The sequence below is a fragment of the Ruegeria sp. AP12 genome, assembly GCF_056540025.1.
Genome location: NZ_JBQFVZ010000001.1, coordinates 160335 through 183062 on the forward strand (window position 1 = coordinate 160335; position 22728 = coordinate 183062).

The window sequence follows — 22728 nt, forward strand, 5'->3', positions numbered from 1 at the left end:
GATTACTGGATTTTGCGTAGCGTAAATTGCCCGTCGCCAAGCTGCTCCAGCGTATATTCTTGTTCTTGGGGGGTATTATTAACAGGATTTTCCATTTTTGCGAGTGCTAAGCGCAGATTGTCGCGAATTGCGTCACTTTCGCCATTGTCCAGCGCAAAGGCCCGTTGAAAGACCTGAGCGGCTTCGGGGTATTCCTGCAATTCCATCAGCAGAACACCCAGATTATTCCAGGCGATGGGCCAGTCCGTATCATCCTCGACCGCCTGCCGCAGCAGGGGTTCCGCCTGACCCAATCGACGCAGCCCAACATTGGCGGTTCCCATCGAGGTCAGGACCTCCGGGGTCATCCCCTGATCCAATGCGGCGCGGGTAAAGCTTTCCAACGCAAGTTCGTATTCACCCGCCGCCATCAACCGGTTGCCAACGGTGATGTGGTCGACCGACTTGCCTTTGGGATCGACGCCCGGCGCATCCAGCCCATTGGACAGACCGCCTTCTGTGCAAGAAGCCACCGTGGCGATCACCACAGTGGCTTGAAGCAATCGGCGTAGCCGGGACCGGACGCACCTGAGTTTTGTTTTCATAAGCGATCCATCAGCGACCAAAGCTCGAAATCACGTTTGCCGAGGGGCCGACCAGAATGATCAACAGCGGCGGCACCGTCAGCATCATTGTGACCAGAGTCATTTTCGTAGGCAACTTGTTTGCGGCTTCTTCTGCCCGCATGACCCGTTTGTCACGCATTTCACCGGCATAAACCCGCAGAGCTTCGGCAATCGATGTACCAAATGTCGCCGATTGGATCATCACGGTCACAAATGAACTGACATCCTGCACCCCGCAGCGGGTTCCAAAGTCCCGCAAAACGGTGTCCTTGTCCTTACCGGCCTTCATCTCATAGGCGACGACCTCAAATTCCTGAGCGATGTCGGGGTAGGAGGATTTCATTTCACTTGCGACGCGCACGATGGCCTGATCAAGGGACTGCCCTGCTTCGACACAGACCAGCATAAGGTCGAGAGTATCAGGAAACCCGGACGTGATTGCCTCTTGCCGTTCGGCGACCCGGCGCGTGATCCAGTATTTCGGGATCATGTATCCCACGCCGCCCGGCAACAGCACCCGGATGACCATTTGCTGAGTGGTGAATTCCTGGTCACCGGAAAACACGGTTATCAACAGAACGCCCAGAACAATACCAATGATCCCCAGGGCGAACTGCGCAAAGTGGAAAAACCGAACCGCGTCCTTGGACTGATAACCTGCTTGTCTCAGTTTCAGCTGGACGGCCGAGTATTCTTCCTGGTCCTTCGGCTCAAGGAAAGTTGCGAATTTCTCAAGCTGCTCATTCTGGCTGCCGTGCCGCAGCTTGTCTTTCTTGTCCTTCTTGGTCGCCTTTGGTGCCGCATTGGCGCGCTGAAGCTTTTTGAGCGGATCCTCGGGCTGGCTCATCATCAGCGAGACAGCAACACCGATCAGGACAAGGCCAAGAATTCCAACCACGATCAGAGGGCCAAACTCTCCCAAGTTCTCCGTAAGCAAATCATTGATTTTTGTCAGAAACTCCATGGGATCGCCCTCAGACCTTGATGTTTGTGATGATCTTCATGACGATCAGGTTCAGCGTCAGCATGATACCAACGATGAAACAGGCCGGGATGAACCACTGGTGGTCCAGAACCTCGTCGTAGTATCCGGGATCTTTTACCAAAACGAAAACCAGACAGAAGATTGGGAAGCCGGACAGGAATTTGCCGGACCATTGCGCTTCGGCCGTGATCGCCTTGACGCGGCGGAATAGGCGGAACCGGGCGCGAATGACTTGGGCCAGGCCTGCCAAAATCTCAGCAAGGTTGCCACCGGATTGCTGTTGGATACCCACGGCAACCGCTAGGAACCGCAAGTCCTGCATATCCAGACGTTCGGCCATATCCTTCAGCGCTTCGCCCACGTCGCGACCATAGGCGCATTCATCCGCGATGACACCAAATTCGGTGCCTAGCGGGTCCTGCACTTCGTTCGCAACCACCTGAATAGTCGACACAAACGGGTTACCAACCCGCAGCGAGCGTACCATCAGTTCAACAGCGTCAGGCAATTGCTCTTCGATCATTCCCATGCGCTTTTTGGCCTTGTGGTTGACCCAGGCGTAGACGCCACCAACGCCAATCGCGATCGAGATGGCGACGCGCAGAACCATCTCAGTGGCGGTTCCGATGCTCAGCCCCATGAATGCCACAACTGACACAAGGCACATGATCATGATCAGTTGGCGGGGCGAGAACGCGATGGCCGCCTTCTGCGCCTTGTCTGCCAGCAATGAATACAGAGGGATGCTCTGCGATTTCATATGCTGTTGCATTTCCTTGCGCAGCTGTTCCAGCACCTGCTCGCGCCCGGCGCCTTTTTCCAGCATGTCGAGGCGACGGTTGACGCGGCTGTTCAGGCTGATCGACTTGCCGAAGGCGACAAGATAGATGCCTTCGACCAAGGCGAGAACCCCCACAAAGATGGCGACATAGATGATCGCCTCCATAGGCACTTGCATGTAAGTTTCTCCTACATTGTGGTTGGGTCGTAGATCGACGCCGGTAGATCAAAGCCCCACAGACGGAAGCGTTCGGAATAGTGGCTGCGCACACCCGTGGCGGTGAAATGCCCGATGATTTTGTTGTCGGGTGTCAGGCCAACACGTTGAAACCTAAAGATTTCCTGCATCGAGATCACGTCGCCTTCCATCCCCGTGATTTCGGTGATCGAAGTCATGCGACGCGAACCGTCCTGAAGACGGCTGGCTTGCACGATCAGGTTCACAGCGGATGAGATCTGGCTGCGTACGGCCTTGATCGGCATTTCAATCCCGGCCATCGCGATCATGTTTTCCAGACGCGAGATACCATCGCGGGCCGAGTTGGCGTGGATCGTGGTCATTGATCCGTCGTGACCGGTGTTCATGGCCTGCAGCATGTCGATCACCTCGGCGCCACGCGTCTCGCCCACGATGATGCGGTCGGGGCGCATACGCAGGGCGTTTTTCAGACAGTCGCGCGGGCTGACCTCACCTTTGCCTTCCACGTTGGGCGGGCGGCTTTCCATCCGGCCTACATGTGTCTGTTGCAGCTGAAGTTCCGCCGTATCCTCGATGGTCAGGATGCGCTCGGCGTCATCAATAAAGCTGGACAGCGCGTTCAGCGTTGTCGTTTTACCCGAACCCGTACCGCCCGAGACGATGATGTTCAGACGGGTCGATACCGCAGCTTGCAGATAGGCGGCCATTTCCTCGGTGAACGCGCCGAAATTGACCAGATCGTCAATGCCCAGCTTGTCTTTCTTGAACTTACGAATGGAAACCAGCGAACCATCGACGGCAATCGGCGGCACCATCGCGTTGAAACGCGAGCCATCGGCCAGACGGGCGTCAACATAAGGGTTTGATTCATCAACACGACGGCCCACGGCGGACACGATTTTGTCGATGATCCGCATCAGGTGCTTTTCATCCTTGAACGTGATGTCGCTGAGTTCCAGCTTACCGGCGCGTTCCACAAAGATCTGCTGCGGACCATTGACCAGAATATCGTTGACCGTGTCGTCCTGCAGAAGCGTTTCCAGCGGGCCAAGGCCGGTGACTTCGTCGTAGAGCTCTTTGTTCAGCTGGGTTCGGTCGTCGCGGTTCAGAACAATGTTCTTGGCTTCCAGCACTTCGCTGGCGATTGCGCTGATTTCCGCGCGCAGTTCCGCTTCACCTGCGTTCTCCAACGCTGCGAGGTTCAGGTTTTCCAGCAGTTCGCGATGCAGTTCGATCTTAATCTCGCCCAGACGCTCTTTGCGTTTTCGGTCGCGGTCCGAACCCATCGCCTCGGCCGATTTCTTTTGCAGTGGTTTGCGGGCCACGGCGTTTGGGGTAGGGGCCGCTGCCGGTGCAGCCGCTTCAGACGCTTTCGTCGGCGCTTGTACTGGCTGCGCTTCGGGCTGTTTCTTGTATCTTGAAAACACGGCTTATCCCCCCTTGGGATGGTTTTACGCGGCCTCGGCGCTGCTGCTGCCCAGGCTGTGAAGTGATTTCGCAAGTTTTGCGAATTCGCGGCGCAATGGGTTCTTTGCCGCAGAACTTGCCAAGGGCAGACCGTGATCGCCGCTTTGCATCACGGGTTTACCGCCATCCGGCAGTTGCAGATCGATCGAAATCCCAAGGCTTTCGCCCATACGTTTGACCCGGCCTTTTCCATTCAGGTCGGTGAATTTGGGTGCACGGTTCAGGGCAAAGCGCAGCTTGTTGAAGGGCAGTTCTTCGGCCTGCAAGGCGCGTTTCAGGCGCAGCGCGTTCTGGGCCGACCGCATGTCCAGCTCGATCATGGCAAAATAAACATGCGCCGCCTGCAAAACGGTTTCAGACCAAAGAACCAGCGTTTTGGGCATGTCCACGATGACATAGTCAAAATGCTTGCGCGCCATGTCGATGACGCGCTGAATGTCTTCCGGCGTGATCAGGTCTAGCGGCACCATATCGGAGGGCGCTGTCAGCACCTGCAGCTTTTCTTCATAACTTTGAAGCGCTTGCGAGAAGACCTCATCATCCATATTGGCCGTATCCGACAGCATTTCGAACACAGTTTCCCGACGCGGCAGATCCAGATATGTGGAAACGGTGCCGTACTGAAGATCCAGATCGATCAGGCAAACAGTCGGTGCGTCCTTGTCGGAAACACAGGCAAGCTCCCACGCAAGGTTCACCGCCATTGTGGTCGATCCGACACCACCGGCCAGACCATGCACAACGAATAGGGCACCTTCCTTGGCATCTCCGCCCGCCAGCGGCACCGCAGCCGCTTGCGCAACGGCAACCGGGTCAGGTTGGTTCATCCGCTCGATGGCTTCCTGCAATTCGCCTTCGGGCAGAGGGTAGGGGACAAACTCGTCCGCGCCCTTGCGCAGCAATTGGTGAAGAGCAGCAGGTGTGACGTCCTCGGCGATCAGGACCACTTTGATTTTTTTGTCTTTTGCCTGGGTGATGATCTCGCCCATCAAAGACAGGTTGTCCTCATCCTCGCCATCTATGGCCAGCGCAACAAACTGCAGTGATTCGGCTTCGGGCTGGCTGAAAAAGGCCAGCGCTTCGGCAAAGCCCAGATCACCCCATCGTTCGCCCAGCGCGGCTTCCATGTCTTCGATGAGCAGGTCGAAGTTCTGGACATCCCGGCTGATCGTGCAAGCCAAGATACCGGTGTTGTCATCTTGCGGCGTCGCGCTGGTCATAAACAATATCCTCGTTGAGAGAGGCCAGCTTCTCTTGCGGACGGATATCGTGCCGGTTGATTTGCTGTCGCCCCTATGCGGTCAATTCAGGCCGCAGGTCACCCAATTGTTGACAATGTCGCTGTGAAGTTGGGCGAGAATTTGGCGCAAAAGAACCAATTGTAGGGAAATGGGCGACGATGTCGCCCATTTCTGTCGTATTATCCACCGCTCCCCGAGTCGGCTACATTGGAAGAATCTTCAATGTAACTCGGTCGCGTCGCGCTTTCGACGTATTCGCGGTAAATGACCTGGGCGTATTTTCCGTCCAGCGTCTGCGGGCCACCGTCCACAAAGCCTGACACTTCGGTCACTGTGCGGCGATTGCGGCGGTCGCGATTCGAAGTAGCAACCAGGGGCTGGGTTTTGCCGAAGGATACGACGGCTTCCAATCTGGACCGGGAAATACCCTGTTGGACCAGGAAATTCACCGCTGCCTGCGCCCGGCGCAAACCCAGGCTCTGGTTGTAACTGTTTGAACCGACGGCATCTGTGTGCCCATAGACCCGGAACCGTGCCTCGGGGAATTGTTTGATCCAGTCTGCCTGCTGCAACAGAATGCTTTGGGCGGATGCATCCAGTTGCGAACTGTCGAAGGCAAAGTTGATCTGGCTGGGCACATCAGCCGCAAAGCGACGGCTCAGGATCTCAGCATAAGACAGTTCACCATTCATAACCTGAACGTTGTTGAGCGTCGCGTTGCCAAAGGCCCCTTGGTCGGCTTCGTAACCGGCCTCACGAGTACAGGCCGAGACGGCGACCGTAAGACCCAGTGTGATGATCCACTTGTTCATTGGTCTATCCTCCTCATCAATCCAGGACGTAGCCGTATGAGCTGCCGAAATCCTGTTTGGCGACTTCAGAAGCGGCACCTACACCTGCGCGGGTCGTGCGTGCTGTCTTACCGTTAATAAACAGGTCGAACTCACTGGGTGGCTTGACACGGTCGGTTGGCAGAGCAAGCGCCTCGCCGCGTATCGGTGATACCAGATGTGCGGTGACGATGATAACGAGTTCGCTCTGATCCCGCTGGAAATCGGCGCTGCGGAACAGGGCGCCAAGGACGGGAACATCGCCCAGCCAGGGAACTTGGCTGGCTTGATCGACAAAGTTGTCCTGAAGAAGCCCGGCGATGGCAAAGCTCTCACCGTCGCGCAGTTCCACGGTGGTCTTTGCTTGACGCACGATAAAGCTGGGAACGTTGTCCCCGTTGATCGTGAAGCTTGAGCTGGTGTCGATGCTCGATACCGACGTGCCCATTTCAAGATTAATCAGATCGCCGTCCACAACCCGTGGCGTGAACAGCATTTCGACACCGAAGGGTTTGAATTCGATGGCCACGACACCATCGTCCTGAGGAACCGGGATTGGAACCTCGCCGCCCGCAAGGAAGGACGCTTCCTGACCGGACAGAGCTGACAGATTCGGCTCAGCAAGGTTGCGGACAAGGCCCTTGGTTTCCAAGGCTTGCAACAGCAGATTGACCTGTGCCGACCCGACCCCGAAGCCAAACAGCAGCACACCGTTTTCAACAGTGACAGGCGGCACGAGGTTTTGCGGGTTGAAACCACCAACAAAGTCATCGGTTGCAATGGAAAGCGTTGAAGAGAGCTCTTTCGCGACAGAGCGGTTCATTTCCGCAAACCGTACTTTCAACATGACCTGCTGGACGCCGCCAACAGACATCAGGTTCGAAACGCGTTCAGGCGCATAACGTTCCGCCAGTTCCAGTGCGCGGGCCAGTTTGGCTGCGCTTGAAACCGTACCGGATAGAACGATGCCGTCATTCGCTGTGCGAACCTCAATCGGTTCGGCGGGCAGGATCTGACGCAAACGCTCTTTGAACTCGGTCACATCCGGGGCAACCCGGACCCGAACGTTGGCCAACAACATACCGGCGCCGTCAAACAGCGTCAGCGTCGTCAGACCGGGTGCTTTACCCAAAACATAGATGGTACGATCGGAAAGCGACGAAATGTCAGCAATGCCCGCGTTGGCAATGCTGAGTTCTGCAAAAGGTTGCTCGCTTTCAACAACGATCGCGCGGTTCATTGGAACTTCCAGTGTTTCCACTGTGCCCTTTTTGACCACGCGAAGGGTTTCAGCCCAGGCGGCATCGCCGACCGGGCCCACAACAAGCGTCAACCCCAGCAGGGTTGCGCTGATCCAGGAACGTATTGTCATGTGACCTGCCTCTCCGATCACGCCTCGTTTTTGGGTCTTATGCCCTATGGTTCAAAAGACTGCGCGAATTCCGAATTTATTGCAATAATCAATGGTTTCTGGAATTTTGTTTATGTGGACAATAGGCAACAATAACAAAAAAATGAGCCGCGCGAATGGCGCGGCTCTTAACCTGTAACGCTCTGAATTGACGTCAGTTTGTGCAGGGGATCTGGGTTTCGAACGTATCGCCGCCGCGGCGGATGCGCGTGGTGCAAATCTCTTCCTTGGCGACTTCCGGTGCAGGCGCCGTCTCTTCGATGCCCAAGAGCTTTCGCTGGTCGACTTCGATCGCAGTTGCAACCGATTCATCGCTAACCCCTACAAGGGCAAGAGAAAGCCGGCCCGTGTTTTGTGCCTGAGCCAATGCAGCGACCTGTTCCGGTGTGGCTGCAACGGTTACAGTTCGTGCAATCGTTGTCCCTGTCACATCTGAACCTGTGCTTTGGTCCACGGCAACAAGCTGAATGTTCGTCTGAATCAAGCGCGTGATCCCGCCGGTGTTCCCTTCGGTCGTACCGCTGGAGCCGGTCCAGTAAATGTCCACGTTGTCGCCAGGGCGCAGAAAACCCGAAACGCCGGATGCCACATCAACGCTGATGGCAAAAGCGCGCATTCCTTTTTCAAGGCGAGACGTCAGTCCGGCCTTCTCACCAGGTTCGGTGACCTTAACGGCCAGAATGGCCTCGTCCTTTTCCATGGTTCTCAGAATAAAGCGCTCTTGCGGGCCGGTCTCTGGGAACAGGGCCACAATTTCAGTGAACGTGCCTTCCGGGATCGCGTTTTCGGGCCAGTCGACGGCACGCACATCTTCCTGTGTCAGGCGCTCACCATATTTCAGAGGTCGATTCGAAACGTATACCGTCACCGTTGGAACAACTTCGACCTGAGCATTCGCCAGCGCTTCGGCCGCTGCCTGCTTCTGGCGGGCGAGTTCATTCTGGTACTCGGCAATATAGTTGCGCGCCATGTAAACCGCGCCCCCGGCCAAAGCCACCCCGACAATCAGAACAAGTCCGAATACCGCTCGCATGTATGCACCTCATAATTTCGTCGGTCAAAAAGTTAGCGACAGTATCGCGACTTTTGAACAGCATTATTCCTAAACTGCAATTGTGTCGAAATGTGGGACAAAATTGCCAGCAACAGCGGATTTTTACTATTCGTCTACAGGATTGCAGCCGAACCTAGGAGGAAGAGCAGTCGCAACTTCGGTTGGCGGGGTGCGCGAAAAACGACCGTCAAAGCCACGCTATCAACGGTCGTGTCAACACGTTCATTTTTTGGGAAGTTGCGTCTGGCCTTAGCCGTCGCCACCCACTGTTCCGCCACCTGAAGACGATCCTCCGCTGGAACTGCTGCCAGAAGAAGACCCTCCGCTGGAGCTACCACCAGATGATCCGGACCCTGAGCCTCCGCCAGCGGTGCCAGCAACGGTGATACCGCCGGCATTGTCGTTGTCACCAGTGCTAATGGTTGCGCTTGTCAGGGCTGTGTTCACATTTCCGCCGAAGTCGTCCGTCGCGGTGGAGATAGCGAAAAACAATGCCGAGCCCAGCCCAATGATCATGGCGGTCAACACAACCCAATCAACGGTGATGGCACCTTCTTCTTCTCTCGAAAATCGGTTAACGAACCTAAGCATGTTTCCTCTCCGCCCTCTCAGTTCCCGAGAGCCCAATAGCCCTATTTCCGGGTGCAAGTTTTCTGGGTTCATTTTAGCGTGATGTCAGTGGCGGAAATGCGGCCAAAGATTGAATTTCACGCCTTAGTCCAAGGATTGCCGGATATTTCACTCTGGGCGGTCAGAGAAAGAGACTCATGTGTGTAAAGCCCGGCATGCAGTTTTTGATGTTTATGTCCCAAACGAAAAAACCGCGCCAAACTGGCGCGGTTTGTGTTTTATGCGAAGCGCTGGCTTAGTTTCCGCCGGCGACGGTGATACCGCCTTCTGCGCCGGTGTTGTCGCCGGTCGAGATGGTCGCTGCGTTCAGAGCGGTGTTCACGTCAGTCGCCAGGCCGGTCGCGCCGCCTTCGATCTGGTTGTATGCAACGGCTGCCAGGCCGATGACTGCTGCGGTCAGAACAACCCAGTCAACTGTTACTGCGCCGTCTTCGTCTTTGCGGAAGTTCTTGAAGAACTTGATCATGTTACGTCCCTCCTAAAGGATCAAAATAAGTCTGTTAAACCTTGGCGTGTTTCAGAGCTTTCTCTCTCAGTCCGCTCCAGTCCGTCTCGGTATGCATCTATGTTTGCCCGTTGCGCGTGGCAGGAATTGGGCCAAACGCATATTTTTTTTCGTCAACCTTAACTTTTTAGATACGATTTGCGTAAAGCATTGAAATACAAGAGATAAAAATACAAACAATCGATGTGATACAGGGGTGGGCGGTGCAAAATTGCGCCAAATGAGGCGAAATTGCCCCAATTCGCTTTGTTTTTCTGGCCTTGCGGGACGTTTTGAGGTTCAAATCACCTAAAAAGAGAACATGAGGCAGGCAAATGAATCTCCGGGACGCACTTACATGCGCCGGTGCACTGGTGTTTCTGGCATCTGGTGTTGCGCCCGCGGTCGCGACCGAGCCCGAACCCCGTGGCGTATACAAAAGGATCAAGGCACCGCAGCCGGGCGAGCGTCGGCGCGTGACCGTGCAGATTTCACCTGAAGAACACGCAGCACGGCCCTCTGCGCCCAGCACCGGCACCGAGCTTGTGGTGCCAGAAATCATCAAACGCGCCAAAGTTCCGCCCGCCACCGCGCCTGACGCAGGCGTCAAAAGCAATCCCAAAGGGTCCTATAAGGCGTTCTGGGATCGCGTATCGCCCGAGATGGCGCAGGCTGGGGCGGGGCGTCTGGATGATGCGATCAACGCGCTGGCCGCGACCAGCGTCAGGTCCCCCCGTTTGCAGACATTGCAGAACATCGCGCAAGAGCAGGGGATCGAGATTTTGCGCTCGACCGTCGGGACCAATGTTTCGCCTGCTTTGGTTCTAGCCGTGATCGCTGTCGAATCCGCCGGGCGCGCCGATGCCGTAAGTTCCGCAGGTGCGCAGGGATTGATGCAGTTGATGCCCGCAACGGCGGCTCGGTTCGGCGTCAGCGACAGCTTCCAGCCCGGTCAGAACATTTCCGGGGGGGTGAAATACCTGAACTGGCTGATGGAAGAGTTCGGGAACGACCCGATTCTGGTTCTGGCTGGCTATAACGCGGGCGAAGGCGCGGTGCGCAAGCATAGCGGTGTGCCGCCCTATGCGGAAACGCGGGACTATGTGCCCAAAGTTCTGGCGGCGTTTCAGATCGCGCGGGCTTTGTGCACCACACCGCCCGATCTGATCTCGGACGGGTGCGTGTTTCAGACCAGCAGATAGAAAAAGCCCGCCCTGAATGGCGGGCTTTCTTTTTTAGTCTGGTTCAGTTGACCAATTGCGCTTCGGTTGCGGCGCGGATTTCGTCTTCGGTCACGCCCTCGGCCAATTCGATGATCTTCAGACCGCCCTCGACCACATCCAGAACGCCCAGATTGGTGATGATGCGGTCCACCACCTTCTTGCCGGTCAGCGGCAGGGTGCATTTTTTCAGCAGCTTGGATTTGCCGTGTTTGTTGGTGTGATCCATCACAACGATCACACGGCCCACACCGGCCACCAGGTCCATTGCGCCGCCCATACCCTTGACCAGCACGCCGGGGATCATCCAGTTGGCCAGATCGCCTTCTTCGTCGACCTCCATCGCGCCCAGCACCGCCGCAGCAATCTTGCCGCCCCGGATCATAGCAAAGGACGTGGCGCTGTCGAAATACGAGGTGCGGGACAATTCGGTGATCGTCTGCTTGCCTGCGTTGATCAGGTCGGGATCCTCTTCCCCCTCAATGGGGAAAGGGCCCATGCCCAGCATACCGTTCTCGGATTGCAGGGTGATGTCCTTGTCGCCCACATAGTTTGCCACCAGCGTCGGAATGCCGATGCCGAGGTTCACATACATGCCGTCTTCAAGCTCTTGCGCCGCGCGGGCGGCCATCTGATTGCGGTCCCAGGGCATTATGCGTCCTCCTTCTTGCGGGTGGTGCGCTGTTCGATGCGCTTTTCATGATCGCCCTGAATGATGCGGTGCACGTAGATGCCGGGCAGGTGGATCTGGTCAGGGTCCAACGAGCCGCGCGGCACGATCTCTTCCACCTCGGCCACGCAGATCTTGCCGCAGGTCGCAGCAGGGACGTTGAAGTTACGAGCGGTCTTGCGGAAAATCAGGTTGCCCGTGTCATCCGCTTTCCACGCCTTCACAATGGCCAGATCGGCAAAAATACCTTCTTCCATGATGTAGGTTTCGCCGTTGAAGTCTTTGTGCTCTTTGCCGTCGGCGATCACGGTGCCGACGCCGGTCTTGGTGTAGAACCCGGGGATGCCCGCGCCGCCAGCCCGCATCCGTTCAGCCAAAGTGCCTTGCGGATTGAACTCCAACTCCAGCTCGCCGCTCAGATATTGACGCATGAATTCTGCGTTCTCACCGACATACGAGCTGATCATCTTTTTGACCTGCTTAGTCTGCAGCAGAATACCGATGCCGAAATCGTCGACGCCCGCGTTGTTAGACGCGAAAGTCAGGTTTTGCACGCCGGATTGTTTGATCGCATCCAGCAGCAGTTCGGGAATACCGCACAGGCCGAACCCGCCAGCCGCAATCAGCATGCCGTCCGACAGCACTCCGTCGAGTGCCTCAGAGGCATTGGCATAGATTTTCTTCATGGAAAACTCCCCCAATGACACGGTGATGCCGCAGGTTGTGCCGCCACGTCATTGGGAAGTCAATGAAACCAAAGCGCGTAGGTATTTCTACCCGGTCGGCAAAGCATCTGCGCTGTATTGTTCCGCAAAGGCGGCAGAGGGCGGGATCGGGGTGATGACGTCAATCAGTACCCCGTTGGGGTCAGCAGCGATAAAGTGCCGTTGACCGAAATCTTCATCGCAGAGCGGTTTCAGAATTCGCAGACCAGCGAGTGTCAGACGCTTGTACTCAGCTGCTGCGTCGGCGACTTCAAAATTCAGGATCAGCCCGGCGGCACAGCCACGCCCAGCGGCTGGAATAGTGTCGTGATGGGCATCCAGAATCGCCAGATTGACGCTGGGGTCCGTGTCAGATTGCAGGTGAACGTACCAGTCGGCGGCAAAGGCAGGGCTGAACCCAAAGTGAGTTTGATAGAATTCGGCAGTGCCTTGCACATCGTTTGTTTGGATGACGGGGTAATATTGTGTGGTCTTCATGTTGCGCTCCTTCAAATTTACGTACAATCTGTATGTATGTTGAAATAAACATACAGGCTGTTTGTATGCAAGAAAAAACTACGACACCCGTCCCGAATGCAGATCGTCGCGCAGCGATGCGTGCCCGTCTGATTTCACACGCCCGCGCGCTGTTTGTTGAAAAAGGGTATGCGGACACGTCGACACCCGAGATCGTGCGCGCCGCAAATGTCACGCGTGGCGCGCTGTATCATCACTTTACGGACAAGCAGGACCTCTTCCGCGCTGTTGTCAGGGCCGAGGCTGAAGCCTTGGCGCAAGCGATCGACAAAAGCGCACAGTCCACGAGCGAGGCGCCGATGACTGCAGGCAGCATGGCGTTCTTTCAGGCCATGCGTGTATCCGGACGGGCTCGTTTGTTACTGATCGACGGCCCCGCCGTGCTGGGACACGCGGAAATGGTGGCCATCGATGCGGGCGGCGGACGCCGAAGCCTGCACGAGGGGCTTGCGGCCGCGTTGCCGCAAGCTGATTCCGCTGAACTTGAGGCGCTCTCCGACGTCTTGTCGGCCGCTTACGACCGCGCGGCATTGGCCATTGCCCAAGGGCAACCGCAAAAGCCTTATGTTCAGGTCATGACCCGACTGATCGAGGCCGCAACGCGCAGTTAAGAGCTTTTGGCCGCTGTCTTCTTGGCTGCCGTCTTCTTGGTCGCCGTCTTTTTGGCTGCGGCTTTCTTCTTTGGGGCCGCCTTTTTCTTGGTGCCCTTCTTCGCCGCCCGCTCGTTGACCAGTTCGATGGCCATCTCTTGCGTTACGTCTTCGGGCTTGATGTCCTTGGGAATGGTGGCGTTCACCTTCTCCCATTTCACATAGGGCCCATAACGTCCGTCCAGGACCTGCATCGCGCCACCATCGGGGTGCTCGCCCAGCTCTTTCAAAGGTTTGGCCGCAGCCCGACGGCCGCGCCCCGGATTGGCGCGTTTTTCGGCCAGTAGCTCAACGGCGCGGTTCATGCCGATCTCGAACACGTCGTTGGGGTCTTTGAGATTGGCGTAAACCGGCTTTGCCTCGTCGGCCAGCTGATGCATGAGGTAAGGCCCAAACCGCCCAAAGTTCGAGGTGATCATGCCGCCCTCGGGGTGTTCGCCGATCTGGCGGGGCAGGGACAGCAGGGTCAACGCCTTGTCCAGATCCATGTCATCCCTGCTCCACCCGCGGGGTAGCGAGGCGCGCGGAGGTTTCTTGTTCTCGGGCGTCGGTTCGCCGCGCTGAACATATGGACCGAACCGTCCGGATTTCAGCCAGATCTCGTCCCCCGCATCTTCGCCCAGCAGACGTTCCTCGCCCTCGGCCCCTTCACCTGCGATGGGACGGGTATAGTTGCATTCGGGGTAGTTGCCGCAACCGACAAAACCGCCGGTGCGTGAGGTTTTCAGGTGCAACTGGCCCACACCGCATTTCGGGCAGACACGCGGATCGGACCCGTCCTCGCGCGGCGGATACAGCTGAGGCGCAAGCGCTTCGTCCAACCTGTCCAACACTTCTGAAATGCGCAGTTCCGACGTCTCACCAATCGCAGCCGAGAAGTCGCGCCAGAACTTGCCCAGAAGGTCTTTATAGTCGCGGTCACCGGCGCTGACGTCGTCCAGTTCTTCTTCCAGATTGGCCGTGAATTCATAGCCCACATACTGACGGAAGAAATTCAGCAGGAAGATCGTGACGATCCGGCCCTTTTCCTCGGGGATCAGCCGGTTCTTGTCCTTGCGCACATATTCGCGGTCCTGAATCGTTGTCACGATTGAGGCGTAGGTCGAAGGGCGACCGATCCCCAATTCCTCCATCCGCTTGACCAGCGTGGCCTCGGTATAGCGCGGGGGGGGCTGGGTGTGATGTTGCAGCGCTAGCACGGCTTCGTTGTCGGATAGAATGGCGGCTTTATCTTCGGCTTTTGCGAACTGATCACGCAGCGACACCTTGGCGAACCGCGCCGGATCGCCCTGCATGATCTGCGGCAGGCGCTTTTCGTCATCGTCGGCCACATCGTCGCGGCCTTCTTCGTAGACGCGCATGAACCCGTCGAACAGCACCACCTGACCGGTAGCGCGCAGGCCGACCTGACCGTCATCGCTGCCGATCTCGACAGTTGTGCGTTCCAGCCGTGCAGCGGCCATCTGACAGGCAATGGTGCGTTTCCAGATCAGATCGTAGAGTTTGCGCTGATCTTCGTCGGTGACCTTCAGCGCCTTGGCGTCGCGCGACATATCCGTCGGGCGGATACATTCGTGGGCTTCCTGCGCGTTCTTGGCCTTGTTCTTATACATGCGCGGGCTGTCTGGCACATATTCAGCGCCATAGCGATCCGCGATTGTCTCACGCGTGGCGGCCACCGCCTCGGGTGCCATGTCGATGCCGTCGGTTCGCATATAAGTGATATAGCCGGCCTCATACAACCGCTGCGCCACCTGCATCGCGTGACGTGCGCCCATCCCGAACTTGCGGCTGGCCTCCTGCTGCAGGGTTGAGGTCATGAAGGGCGCGCTGGGGTTGCGGGCAGCCGGTTTCGCCTCGACCGAGGTCACGCTCAGTGCGCGGCTGGTGATCGCCTGAACCGCCAGTTCCGCCTGTGTCGCGTTGGCCAGATCGTGCTTATCCAGTTTCTTGCCGGCCAGAGTCACCAGACGCGCCTCATAGGTCTGGCCACGCGGCGTTTCGAACAGCGCGCGCACGGACCAGTATTCAACCGGTTTGAACGCCTCGATCTCCATCTCGCGCTCGACGATCAGGCGCAGGCAGACCGATTGCACCCGGCCCGCCGACCGGGCGCCCGGCAGTTTGCGCCACAGAACCGGAGAGAGGTTGAAGCCCACCAGATAGTCCAGCGCGCGACGGGCCAGATATGCCTCGACCAGCGGCATGTCGACCTGACGCGGGTTCTGCATCGCCTCGGTCACCGCCTCTTTGGTGATGGCGTTGAAAGTGACGCGGCTGACGGGCGTGTCCTTCTTGATCGAGCGGCGCTTGGTCAGCGCCTCTTGCAGGTGCCAGCTGATCGCCTCGCCCTCGCGATCGGGGTCGGTGGCGAGGATCAGCGCGTTGTCTTCCTTCAGCGCGTCGGCGATGGCTTTGACATGCTTGCGGCTGTCATTTCCAACCTCCCATTTCATCGAAAATTCATGGTCGGGATCGACAGATCCGTCCTTGGGCGGCAGGTCGCGAACATGACCGTATGAGGCCAGAACCGTGTAGTCGGGGCCAAGATACTTGTTGATCGTTTTTGCTTTGGCCGGAGATTCTACAACAACTACGGGCATTTAAGAGGAATCCTCGCTCGACGGGCTTTGCGCTTTGTATGGCCGTGCAAAATGTGTGCGGCAAGATCGAATTGTCAATGCGTTCCTTTGGTCACCAATGGGGGCGCGTCGATTTGGTGCGTCTTCCGGTGGGCTAATGGCCCGTTTTGTCGCCACTTTGGCGTCAACCGGCCAAGGACAGAAGACCGCCGGGTTGGCGTTGAATCCGCCCATCCAGTTCCAGATCGACCAGTATGGGGCCGATTTCCCCTGCGGTTGCGGCGATGTCGCGGATCAGCTGGTCCTCGGCAATGGGTGAGGGGCCAAGCCGCATCAGAATTTCGTTATGCAGCGCAGCGGAATTGGAGGTTGGCTTTGGGTTTGGCACAACTGCGGAGGGCGGTTTCCTGAACATCTCGGCTTGTTCAGGTGGCAAGGCGTCAATCACATCCTCCGCCGAGCGCACTAAAGTCGCCCCGTCGCGGATCAGCAGATTGCACCCCGCGGCGCGTGCATCGAACGGATGTCCCGGAACCGCCAGAACCTCGCGCCCCTGATCCAAAGCGTCGCGGGCCGTGATCAGGCTGCCGGATTTGGCGGCGGCTTCAACCACCACAACCGCTTGCGCCAGGCCTGAAATGATCCGGTTGCGGCGCGGAAAATGCCGCGCCTGCGGGGTCACGCCGATGGGTTGTTCGGACAGGCGCAGGCCGGTTTCGGCAATGTCCCGTGCAAGATCCGTATTCTCAGCCGGGTAGATCACATCCACACCACCGGCCATAACCGCAATCGTCCCGGTATCGACCGAGGCCAAATGTGCGGACGTATCGATCCCTCGGGCCAGCCCCGAGACGATGACGAACCCTTTCTCACCAAGCTCTTTCGCCAGCCCGCGCGCCATGCGGGCCCCCAGGGACGAGCAATTGCGCGCGCCGACCATCGCAATCGACCGCCGTTTCAGGACGGACGTATCCCCAATCGCCCACAGCAACGGCGGGGCGTCGGACAGGTCCATCAAGGCATCTGGGAAATCGGCGGCCCCAAGGCACAAAAGCCGCGCTTTGGCGGCTTTTGCGGCCTTGAGCTCCGCCTCAATCACGCCGGGGGGGCAAATTTCATACCCTTCTATTCCGGCAGCGCGTGCCATTTCCGGCAGCGCGGCCAGCGCATTCTGCGCCGAGCCATGTTCGCGCAGCAGCCGACGAAACGTCGCCGGGCCAACCTTGCGCGAGCGCAACAGACGGAGCCAGGAAAACCTGTCCTCTTCCGTGGTGGGTGGGAGTGGGGGGTGATTGGAAGAAAGCTGCTCTTCGGTCATCCGATGCTCCGCCTGATTGCAGAACTGGTTTACGATTGCGCGGGTTAACAGCCTGTGAATCTTGGAAAATTATACACAATCTCTTTCGAAAAACCGCAAGAGTATTCGCTAAACTGTTGAAATTTAACAAAACAAAATCTGCAGTGAATTTTTTGTCAAACGGTGGAACGCGTTGACACGAAGCCAAAAGAAAGGCGCAGGTTAACCCTGCGCCGTCCGTATCACTGGTTCGTCCGACTCAGGCGGCCGAGCCGCCGACCGTCAAACCATCCATCAGAACCGTGGGCTGACCGACCCCGACCGGAACCCATTGGCCATCCTTGCCGCAGGTGCCCATCCCCGGATCCAGTGCCATGTCATTGCCCAGCCCCCGAATCCGCTTGAGCGCCGACGGCCCGTCCCCGATCAGCGTGGCCCCTTTGACCGGCGCGCCGATCTTGCCGTTTTCGACCCGATACGCCTCGGTGCAGGAGAACACGAATTTGCCGTTGGTGATATCCACCTGACCGCCCCCGAAGCCAACGGCCCAGATACCGTCCTTGATATCGGCCACCAGCGCGGCCGGATCAGCCTCACCGCCCAGCATGATAGTGTTGGTCATGCGCGGCATGGGTTTGTGCGCATAGCTTTGCCGCCGCCCGTTGCCAGTGGGCGCAACGCCCATCAGGCGCGCGTTCTGGCGGTCCTGCATATAGCCGGTCAGCACACCGTCTTCGATCAACACAGTCCGCGAACTGGGCGTGCCCTCATCATCCACACTGATCGAGCCGCGACGGTCGGAGATCGTGCCGTCATCGACCACCGTGACGCCCTTCGAGGCGATCTGCTGGCCCATCAACCCGGCAAAGGCCGAACTGCCCTTGCGGTTGAAGTCGCCTTCAAGCCCATGACCGATGGCTTCGTGCAGCAGGATGCCGGGCCAGCCGGGGCCAAGCGCCACTTCCATCACGCCAGCCGGGGCAGGGACCGCATCCAGATTGACCAGAGCGATTCGCAACGCTTCGCGCGCCTTGTCCTGCCAATCGGTCGGATCCAGCAGCCCGCTTAGGCCAATGCGCCCGCCACCGCCTGCCGAGCCGCTTTCACGACGGCCATTCTGTTCGACAATCACCGAGACATTGACCCGTGTCATCGGGCGCACATCGCGCACCAGCACACCATCGGGGCGCAGAATCTCGACCTCTTGCACCTCGGCGCTGATCGAGGCGCTGACCTGCACGACGCGGGAATCAAGGTCGCGGGCGAAGGCGTCAATCTCGCGCAAGGTTTCGATTTTCACCGGAAAGGCGGCGGATTCGATGGGGTCCTCGTCCGTGTAAAGCCGCGTATTGGTGGCGCGCGGGGCCTCGGCCAGAGTACCGCCACCGTCGCCCACGGCCAGTCGCGCCGTCTCGGACGCGCGCTTTAGTGCGGGGATCGAAACCTCGGTCGAATGGGCATATCCGGCAACCTCACCTTGCACCGCACGCAGGCCGAACCCTTCGGACGCATCGTAGGATGCGGTGCGCAAACGCCCGTCATCAAAGACCAGAGCCTCGGATTTTCGCCGCTCGACAAACAGCTCTCCGTCCTCGGCCCCGGCTGTCGCGGACTGCAGTATAGACAGCGCTTCGTCATGCGGCAGAGCGTTTTCAAAGGGGCGAAACGGGGCTTGAGCCATGGGTTGGGACCTTTCGGGTTTGATCCAGATCAAAAATAGCGTCTGTTTGACGCAAGCATTTTGCTTTATCTACCAGCAGGAATATGGTTTTTAACGCGGCCAAAGACAACGGGAGAGGTGCGACCGATTCACACCTTTTCGCCAGGGACGCAAAGATCAAACGATCAGGACAGAACATGAAGAATGCTTTGATGCTTTCGGGCTTTATGACAGCCCTCTCCAGCCTTCCCGCCATGGCTCAGGAGCTTGAGATTATTGGCAAGCCGGTCGATGGCGGCCTTGGGTTCCAGCCTGCGGCCACCAGCCTTGCCGAAGGCATCCACAAGTTGGATACGATGATTCTGGTGATCATCACCTTGATCTGCGTGTTTGTTGCCGCGCTGCTGGTTTACTGCATCGTGCGCTACAATCAGCGTGTAAACCCAACCCCGGCGCGGTTCTCGCACTACACCCCGGTCGAGATTGCGTGGACCTTGGGCCCGATCCTGATTCTGGTCTTTATCGGTGCCTTCTCGCTGCCGGTGCTGTTCAAGCAGCAGGAGATTCCCGAAGGCGACATCACCATCAAGGTGGTCGGGAACCAGTGGTACTGGACCTATGAATATGTCGATCACGATTTCGCGTTTGACAGCTATCTGCTGGGCCATCCGGCCACGCTGGACGAAGGTGCGCGGCCTGCGGATGCAGACGTCACTCCGTTCGTGCTGGACGATGCGATGCGCGCCAAGCTGGCCGACTCGGGCTACAGCGATGATGAGTGGCTGCTGGCCACCGACACCGCCGTGGTTGTTCCGGTTGGCAAAGTGATCGTGATGCAAGTCACCGCATCAGACGTGATCCATTCGTGGACCATCCCGTCCTTCGGCGTGAAGCAGGACGGCGTGCCCGGACGTCTGGCCGAGCTGTGGTTCGAGGCTGACAAGGAAGGCATCTATTTCGGTCAGTGCTCGGAACTGTGCGGCAAGGACCACGCTTATATGCCGATCACTGTGAAGGTCGTCAGCGAAGAGGCCTATGAACAGTGGCTGCAAGGCGCGATCGACGAATATGCGGGCCTGCCGCAAAGCTATCAGGTTGCTTCGAACTAAGCACTGTGCGGGCAGGGCGACCTGTCTGCAATAAACAGCCAGCTGCGCGGGGGATCGCGCAGCTTTCGCCGCAAAAGGACCCGGAATGACCGACGCAAGCATCAATGCCAGCGCAACGACCGCTCAGGCGCACGCGGATGAGGCCAGCTTTGGCGATTACTTCGCCCTGCTGAAGCCCCGCGTCATGTCTCTGGTCGTGTTCACGGCCTTGGTCGGTCTGCTGGCAGCTCCGGTTGCGGTGCACCCCTTCGTGGGTTTCTGCGCCATTCTGTTTATCGCCATCGGCGGCGGAGCCTCGGGCGCGCTGAACATGTGGTGGGATGCGGATATCGACAAGGTGATGAAGCGTACCAAGAACCGCCCGATCCCTTCCGGTAAGGTAGAAGAAGGCGAGGCGCTGGCGGTCGGGCTGGCCCTGTCCGGTCTGTCGGTAATCATGCTGGGCCTTGCGACCAACTGGTTCGCGGGTGCGTTTCTGGCCTTCACCATCTTTTTCTACGTGGTCGTCTATACGATGTGGCTGAAGCGCACGACGCCGCAGAACATCGTGATCGGCGGCGCTGCGGGTGCGTTCCCTCCGGTGATCGGCTGGGTTGCGGCAACCGGGTCGATGTCGATCGAGCCCTGGCTGATGTTTGCCCTGACTTTCATGTGGACACCGCCGCATTTCTGGGCGCTGGCGTTGTTCATGCGCTCGGACTATGACGACGCAGGCGTGCCGATGCTGACCGTCACGCATGGTCGTCGCGCAACACGCTGGCATATTCTGGTTTACACCGTGCTGCTGGCCCTGCTGGCAGTCGGCACGTCCTTCTCGGGCATTGGCGGCCCGGTCTATCTGACCGTCGCGCTGGTGCTGAACGCGCTGTTCCTGCGCGGCGCATGGCAGATCGCGCGCCGGACCGAGGACGATTCCGAGGCAGACAACTTCAAAGTCGAGCGTGGGTTCTTCAAGCTTTCGCTTCTCTACCTCTTCCTGCATTTCGGGGCTATTCTGGTCGAAGCCCTGCTGAAACCTTACGGCTTGGGAGGCTGGTCATGAGCCTGCGCAAAAGCCACGAACTGCACCAACGCCGCTTTGGCCGCAACCTTGGGGTCGGGCTGACTCTGGCGGCGTTCATCGTGATCATTTTTGGCCTGACGGTCGTGAAAGTGTCAGGCACAGACTTTGGCATGGCGACTGAGGAGGTACAGAACTGATGGCATTGACCGGCCCGCAGAAGACGGTTGCACAAACGGTGGGTGTGGTTGTCCTGATGGGCAGCCTGGCCTGGGCCGCTGTCCCCTTCTACGACTGGTTCTGTCGCGTCACCGGGTTTGGCGGCACCACCGGCGTGGCCGAAGCGGCCCCCGAAGACATCCTGGACCGCACCGTCACCATTCGCTTTGATGCCTCAAAGGCCAAGGGCATGGCATGGGAGTTCAAACCTGTCGAGCGCGAGATGGAAGTGCGCATCGGCGAGACCGGGCTGGCCTTTTATGAGGCCTACAACCCGACCGACCGCCCTATCGCCGGGCAAGCGTCGTACAATGTGGCGCCTTATTCGGCCGGCGGCTATTTCCAGAAAATCGCCTGTTTCTGCTTTGAGGAACAGGTGCTGCAACCGGGCGAGCGGGTAGAGATGCCCGTCAGCTTTTTCGTCGATCCCGAGATGGTCGAGGATCTGGAAGCGAAATATGTGCATACGATCACTCTGTCGTATACATTCTACGAAATTGACCTGCCCGAGGGCTTTGCCGCCCTGGACGCGCAGACCGATACAAACACGAACTAACGCCTTTAGGTGAGGGACACTGATGGCACACGCAAAAGACCATGATTACCACATTCTGAACCCCTCAATTTGGCCGCTTGTCGGCGCGATTGGGGGCTTTGTGATGCTGTTCGGAGCCGTCCTGTGGATGCACGGCATCACGCCATGGATGTTCTGGGCCGGTTTGGTGGCTGTTCTTTACACCATGTTCGCCTGGTGGTCCGAAGTGGTGGTCGAAAGCCGCCAGGGCGATCACACACCGGTCGTGCGCATCGGCCTGCGTTATGGCTTCATCCTGTTCGTGATGTCCGAGGTGATGTTCTTCTTTGCCTGGTTCTGGTCGTTCTTCAAACATCGCATGTATCCGATGTACGACTATGCAGGCACTGAATACATCCAGCCGGATATCCATGCGGTTGACCCGTTCCACCTGCCGCTGATCAACACTCTGGTCCTGCTGCTGTCGGGCTGTGCGATCACCTGGGCGCACCACGCGCTGGTGCACGACAATGACCGCAAGGCGCTGATCAACGGTCTGGCCATCGGTATCGTTCTGGGCATCGCCTTCACCGCGCTGCAGGGTTTCGAATATTATGAATTGCTCGCGCATGAGGACTGGAAGTTTGGCGGCGACCAGTTCTACTCGAACTTCTTCATGGCGACCGGTTTCCACGGCGCGCATGTGATCATCGGCACGATCTTCCTGTCGGTCTGTCTGATCCGCGCGCTCAAGGGCGACTTTACCCCTGAAAAGCACGTGGGTTTCGAGGCTGCTGCCTGGTACTGGCACTTTGTTGACGTCGTCTGGCTGTTCCTGTTCTTCGCCGTCTACATCTGGGGCCAGGCCCCGCTGATGTAA

The 22728-nt window shown here is 58.1% G+C and carries 23 protein-coding genes; 7 read left to right on the forward strand and 16 right to left on the reverse strand.

Annotated features, from left to right (window positions below; genetic code table 11):
- Positions 1-2: 2 nt before the first annotated feature.
- The 10 genes from ACR0E6_RS00775 to ACR0E6_RS00820 all read right to left on the reverse strand — a co-directional run bounded on the left by ACR0E6_RS00775 (position 3) and on the right by ACR0E6_RS00820 (position 9668).
- Positions 3-584, reverse strand: coding sequence for a tetratricopeptide repeat protein (locus tag ACR0E6_RS00775; RefSeq protein WP_480580240.1), 582 nt, complete (start codon positions 582-584; stop codon positions 3-5).
- 10 nt (positions 585-594) lie between these two features.
- Entirely contained in the window at positions 595-1569 is a 975-nt protein-coding gene (locus ACR0E6_RS00780; RefSeq protein ID WP_170454265.1) for a type II secretion system F family protein, read from the reverse strand.
- A 10-nt stretch (positions 1570-1579) separates the two neighbouring features.
- The gene (locus ACR0E6_RS00785) at positions 1580-2548 is read right to left on the reverse strand and encodes a type II secretion system F family protein (RefSeq protein WP_170454263.1); all 969 of its coding nucleotides are present in this window, start codon (positions 2546-2548) and stop codon (positions 1580-1582) included.
- A gap of 11 nt (positions 2549-2559) precedes the next feature.
- Complete coding sequence (locus ACR0E6_RS00790) at positions 2560-3996, reverse strand: TadA family conjugal transfer-associated ATPase (protein WP_480580243.1); 1437 nt, start codon at positions 3994-3996, stop codon at positions 2560-2562.
- 24 nt (positions 3997-4020) lie between these two features.
- Positions 4021-5256, reverse strand: coding sequence for an AAA family ATPase (locus ACR0E6_RS00795; protein WP_170454259.1), 1236 nt, complete (start codon positions 5254-5256; stop codon positions 4021-4023).
- A gap of 200 nt (positions 5257-5456) precedes the next feature.
- The gene (locus ACR0E6_RS00800; protein WP_170520576.1) at positions 5457-6089 is read right to left on the reverse strand and encodes an OmpA family protein; all 633 of its coding nucleotides are present in this window, start codon (positions 6087-6089) and stop codon (positions 5457-5459) included.
- Positions 6090-6105: 16 nt separating this feature from the next.
- A complete protein-coding gene (locus ACR0E6_RS00805; RefSeq protein WP_170454255.1) occupies positions 6106-7479 on the reverse strand; it encodes a type II and III secretion system protein family protein in 1374 nt (457 codons plus the stop codon).
- A 193-nt stretch (positions 7480-7672) separates the two neighbouring features.
- Positions 7673-8551, reverse strand: a complete 879-nt coding sequence (gene cpaB / locus ACR0E6_RS00810) for a Flp pilus assembly protein CpaB (RefSeq protein WP_480580247.1) — start codon at positions 8549-8551, stop codon at positions 7673-7675.
- 270 nt (positions 8552-8821) lie between these two features.
- On the reverse strand, positions 8822-9163 hold the full coding sequence (locus ACR0E6_RS00815) for a hypothetical protein (RefSeq protein WP_170519844.1): 342 nt from the start codon (positions 9161-9163) through the stop codon (positions 8822-8824).
- 274 nt (positions 9164-9437) lie between these two features.
- The gene (locus ACR0E6_RS00820) at positions 9438-9668 is read right to left on the reverse strand and encodes a hypothetical protein (RefSeq protein ID WP_170454251.1); all 231 of its coding nucleotides are present in this window, start codon (positions 9666-9668) and stop codon (positions 9438-9440) included.
- A 353-nt stretch (positions 9669-10021) separates the two neighbouring features.
- On the opposite strand from ACR0E6_RS00820, the gene ACR0E6_RS00825 reads away from it, so the two are divergent.
- Positions 10022-10888 (forward strand): lytic transglycosylase domain-containing protein, encoded by an 867-nt coding sequence (locus ACR0E6_RS00825; RefSeq protein WP_480580250.1) that lies wholly within the window; start codon positions 10022-10024, stop codon positions 10886-10888.
- Positions 10889-10931: 43 nt separating this feature from the next.
- Here ACR0E6_RS00825 and ACR0E6_RS00830 read toward each other — a convergent pair whose 3' ends face one another.
- From ACR0E6_RS00830 to ACR0E6_RS00840, 3 genes are all read right to left on the reverse strand, one after another.
- Positions 10932-11558, reverse strand: a complete 627-nt coding sequence (locus ACR0E6_RS00830; protein ID WP_170520578.1) for a CoA transferase subunit B — start codon at positions 11556-11558, stop codon at positions 10932-10934.
- Entirely contained in the window at positions 11558-12262 is a 705-nt protein-coding gene (locus ACR0E6_RS00835; RefSeq protein WP_170454246.1) for a CoA transferase subunit A, read from the reverse strand. Before ACR0E6_RS00835 ends, ACR0E6_RS00830 begins: the two co-directional genes overlap by 1 nt.
- A gap of 87 nt (positions 12263-12349) precedes the next feature.
- Positions 12350-12778, reverse strand: a complete 429-nt coding sequence (locus ACR0E6_RS00840) for a VOC family protein (protein WP_480580253.1) — start codon at positions 12776-12778, stop codon at positions 12350-12352.
- A gap of 65 nt (positions 12779-12843) precedes the next feature.
- Between ACR0E6_RS00840 and ACR0E6_RS00845 the strand changes: the two genes are divergently transcribed.
- The gene (locus ACR0E6_RS00845) at positions 12844-13428 is read left to right on the forward strand and encodes a TetR/AcrR family transcriptional regulator (RefSeq protein WP_480580256.1); all 585 of its coding nucleotides are present in this window, start codon (positions 12844-12846) and stop codon (positions 13426-13428) included.
- Here ACR0E6_RS00845 and topA read toward each other — a convergent pair.
- From topA to tldD, 3 genes are all read right to left on the reverse strand, one after another.
- On the reverse strand, positions 13425-16070 hold the full coding sequence (topA, locus tag ACR0E6_RS00850) for a type I DNA topoisomerase (RefSeq protein WP_480580259.1): 2646 nt from the start codon (positions 16068-16070) through the stop codon (positions 13425-13427). The genes ACR0E6_RS00845 and topA overlap by 4 nt on opposite strands.
- A gap of 163 nt (positions 16071-16233) precedes the next feature.
- Positions 16234-17367, reverse strand: a complete 1134-nt coding sequence (gene dprA, locus ACR0E6_RS00855) for a DNA-processing protein DprA (protein WP_170736899.1) — start codon at positions 17365-17367, stop codon at positions 16234-16236.
- Positions 17368-17605: 238 nt separating this feature from the next.
- A complete protein-coding gene (tldD, locus tag ACR0E6_RS00860; protein WP_480580262.1) occupies positions 17606-19027 on the reverse strand; it encodes a metalloprotease TldD in 1422 nt (473 codons plus the stop codon).
- 176 nt (positions 19028-19203) lie between these two features.
- On the opposite strand from tldD, the gene coxB reads away from it, so the two are divergent.
- The 5 genes from coxB (at position 19204) to ACR0E6_RS00885 (ending at position 22728) form a co-directional block, all read left to right on the forward strand.
- Positions 19204-20115 (forward strand): cytochrome c oxidase subunit II, encoded by a 912-nt coding sequence (gene coxB / locus ACR0E6_RS00865; RefSeq protein WP_170632913.1) that lies wholly within the window; start codon positions 19204-19206, stop codon positions 20113-20115.
- A gap of 85 nt (positions 20116-20200) precedes the next feature.
- Positions 20201-21157, forward strand: coding sequence for a heme o synthase (gene cyoE, locus ACR0E6_RS00870; RefSeq protein WP_480580265.1), 957 nt, complete (start codon positions 20201-20203; stop codon positions 21155-21157).
- A complete protein-coding gene (locus ACR0E6_RS00875) occupies positions 21154-21315 on the forward strand; it encodes a hypothetical protein (RefSeq protein WP_170632917.1) in 162 nt (53 codons plus the stop codon). The genes cyoE and ACR0E6_RS00875 overlap by 4 nt, the downstream gene beginning before the upstream one ends.
- A complete protein-coding gene (locus tag ACR0E6_RS00880; RefSeq protein ID WP_170454229.1) occupies positions 21315-21890 on the forward strand; it encodes a cytochrome c oxidase assembly protein in 576 nt (191 codons plus the stop codon). The genes ACR0E6_RS00875 and ACR0E6_RS00880 overlap by 1 nt, the downstream gene beginning before the upstream one ends.
- 22 nt (positions 21891-21912) lie before the next feature.
- Positions 21913-22728 (forward strand): cytochrome c oxidase subunit 3, encoded by an 816-nt coding sequence (locus ACR0E6_RS00885; protein WP_170454227.1) that lies wholly within the window; start codon positions 21913-21915, stop codon positions 22726-22728.

Bases quoted from the DNA above. Each gene is read 5' to 3' on its own strand.
- ACR0E6_RS00775 (WP_480580240.1), bottom strand. From the start codon at position 584: ATGAAAACAAAACTCAGGTGCGTCCGGTCCCGGCTACGCCGATTGCTT.
- ACR0E6_RS00780 (WP_170454265.1), bottom strand. From the start codon at position 1,569: ATGGAGTTTCTGACAAAAATCAATGATTTGCTTACGGAGAACTTGGGA.
- ACR0E6_RS00785 (WP_170454263.1), bottom strand. From the start codon at position 2,548: ATGCAAGTGCCTATGGAGGCGATCATCTATGTCGCCATCTTTGTGGGG.
- ACR0E6_RS00795 (WP_170454259.1), bottom strand. From the start codon at position 5,256: ATGACCAGCGCGACGCCGCAAGATGACAACACCGGTATCTTGGCTTGC.
- ACR0E6_RS00800 (WP_170520576.1), bottom strand. From the start codon at position 6,089: ATGAACAAGTGGATCATCACACTGGGTCTTACGGTCGCCGTCTCGGCC.
- ACR0E6_RS00805 (WP_170454255.1), bottom strand. From the start codon at position 7,479: ATGACAATACGTTCCTGGATCAGCGCAACCCTGCTGGGGTTGACGCTT.
- cpaB (WP_480580247.1), bottom strand. From the start codon at position 8,551: ATGCGAGCGGTATTCGGACTTGTTCTGATTGTCGGGGTGGCTTTGGCC.
- ACR0E6_RS00815 (WP_170519844.1), bottom strand. From the start codon at position 9,163: ATGCTTAGGTTCGTTAACCGATTTTCGAGAGAAGAAGAAGGTGCCATC.
- ACR0E6_RS00820 (WP_170454251.1), bottom strand. From the start codon at position 9,668: ATGATCAAGTTCTTCAAGAACTTCCGCAAAGACGAAGACGGCGCAGTA.
- ACR0E6_RS00825 (WP_480580250.1), top strand. From the start codon at position 10,022: ATGAATCTCCGGGACGCACTTACATGCGCCGGTGCACTGGTGTTTCTG.
- ACR0E6_RS00830 (WP_170520578.1), bottom strand. From the start codon at position 11,558: ATGCCCTGGGACCGCAATCAGATGGCCGCCCGCGCGGCGCAAGAGCTT.
- ACR0E6_RS00835 (WP_170454246.1), bottom strand. From the start codon at position 12,262: ATGAAGAAAATCTATGCCAATGCCTCTGAGGCACTCGACGGAGTGCTG.
- ACR0E6_RS00840 (WP_480580253.1), bottom strand. From the start codon at position 12,778: ATGAAGACCACACAATATTACCCCGTCATCCAAACAAACGATGTGCAA.
- ACR0E6_RS00845 (WP_480580256.1), top strand. From the start codon at position 12,844: ATGCAAGAAAAAACTACGACACCCGTCCCGAATGCAGATCGTCGCGCA.
- topA (WP_480580259.1), bottom strand. From the start codon at position 16,070: ATGCCCGTAGTTGTTGTAGAATCTCCGGCCAAAGCAAAAACGATCAAC.
- dprA (WP_170736899.1), bottom strand. From the start codon at position 17,367: ATGACCGAAGAGCAGCTTTCTTCCAATCACCCCCCACTCCCACCCACC.
- tldD (WP_480580262.1), bottom strand. From the start codon at position 19,027: ATGGCTCAAGCCCCGTTTCGCCCCTTTGAAAACGCTCTGCCGCATGAC.
- coxB (WP_170632913.1), top strand. From the start codon at position 19,204: ATGAAGAATGCTTTGATGCTTTCGGGCTTTATGACAGCCCTCTCCAGC.
- cyoE (WP_480580265.1), top strand. From the start codon at position 20,201: ATGACCGACGCAAGCATCAATGCCAGCGCAACGACCGCTCAGGCGCAC.
- ACR0E6_RS00875 (WP_170632917.1), top strand. From the start codon at position 21,154: ATGAGCCTGCGCAAAAGCCACGAACTGCACCAACGCCGCTTTGGCCGC.
- ACR0E6_RS00880 (WP_170454229.1), top strand. From the start codon at position 21,315: ATGGCATTGACCGGCCCGCAGAAGACGGTTGCACAAACGGTGGGTGTG.
- ACR0E6_RS00885 (WP_170454227.1), top strand. From the start codon at position 21,913: ATGGCACACGCAAAAGACCATGATTACCACATTCTGAACCCCTCAATT.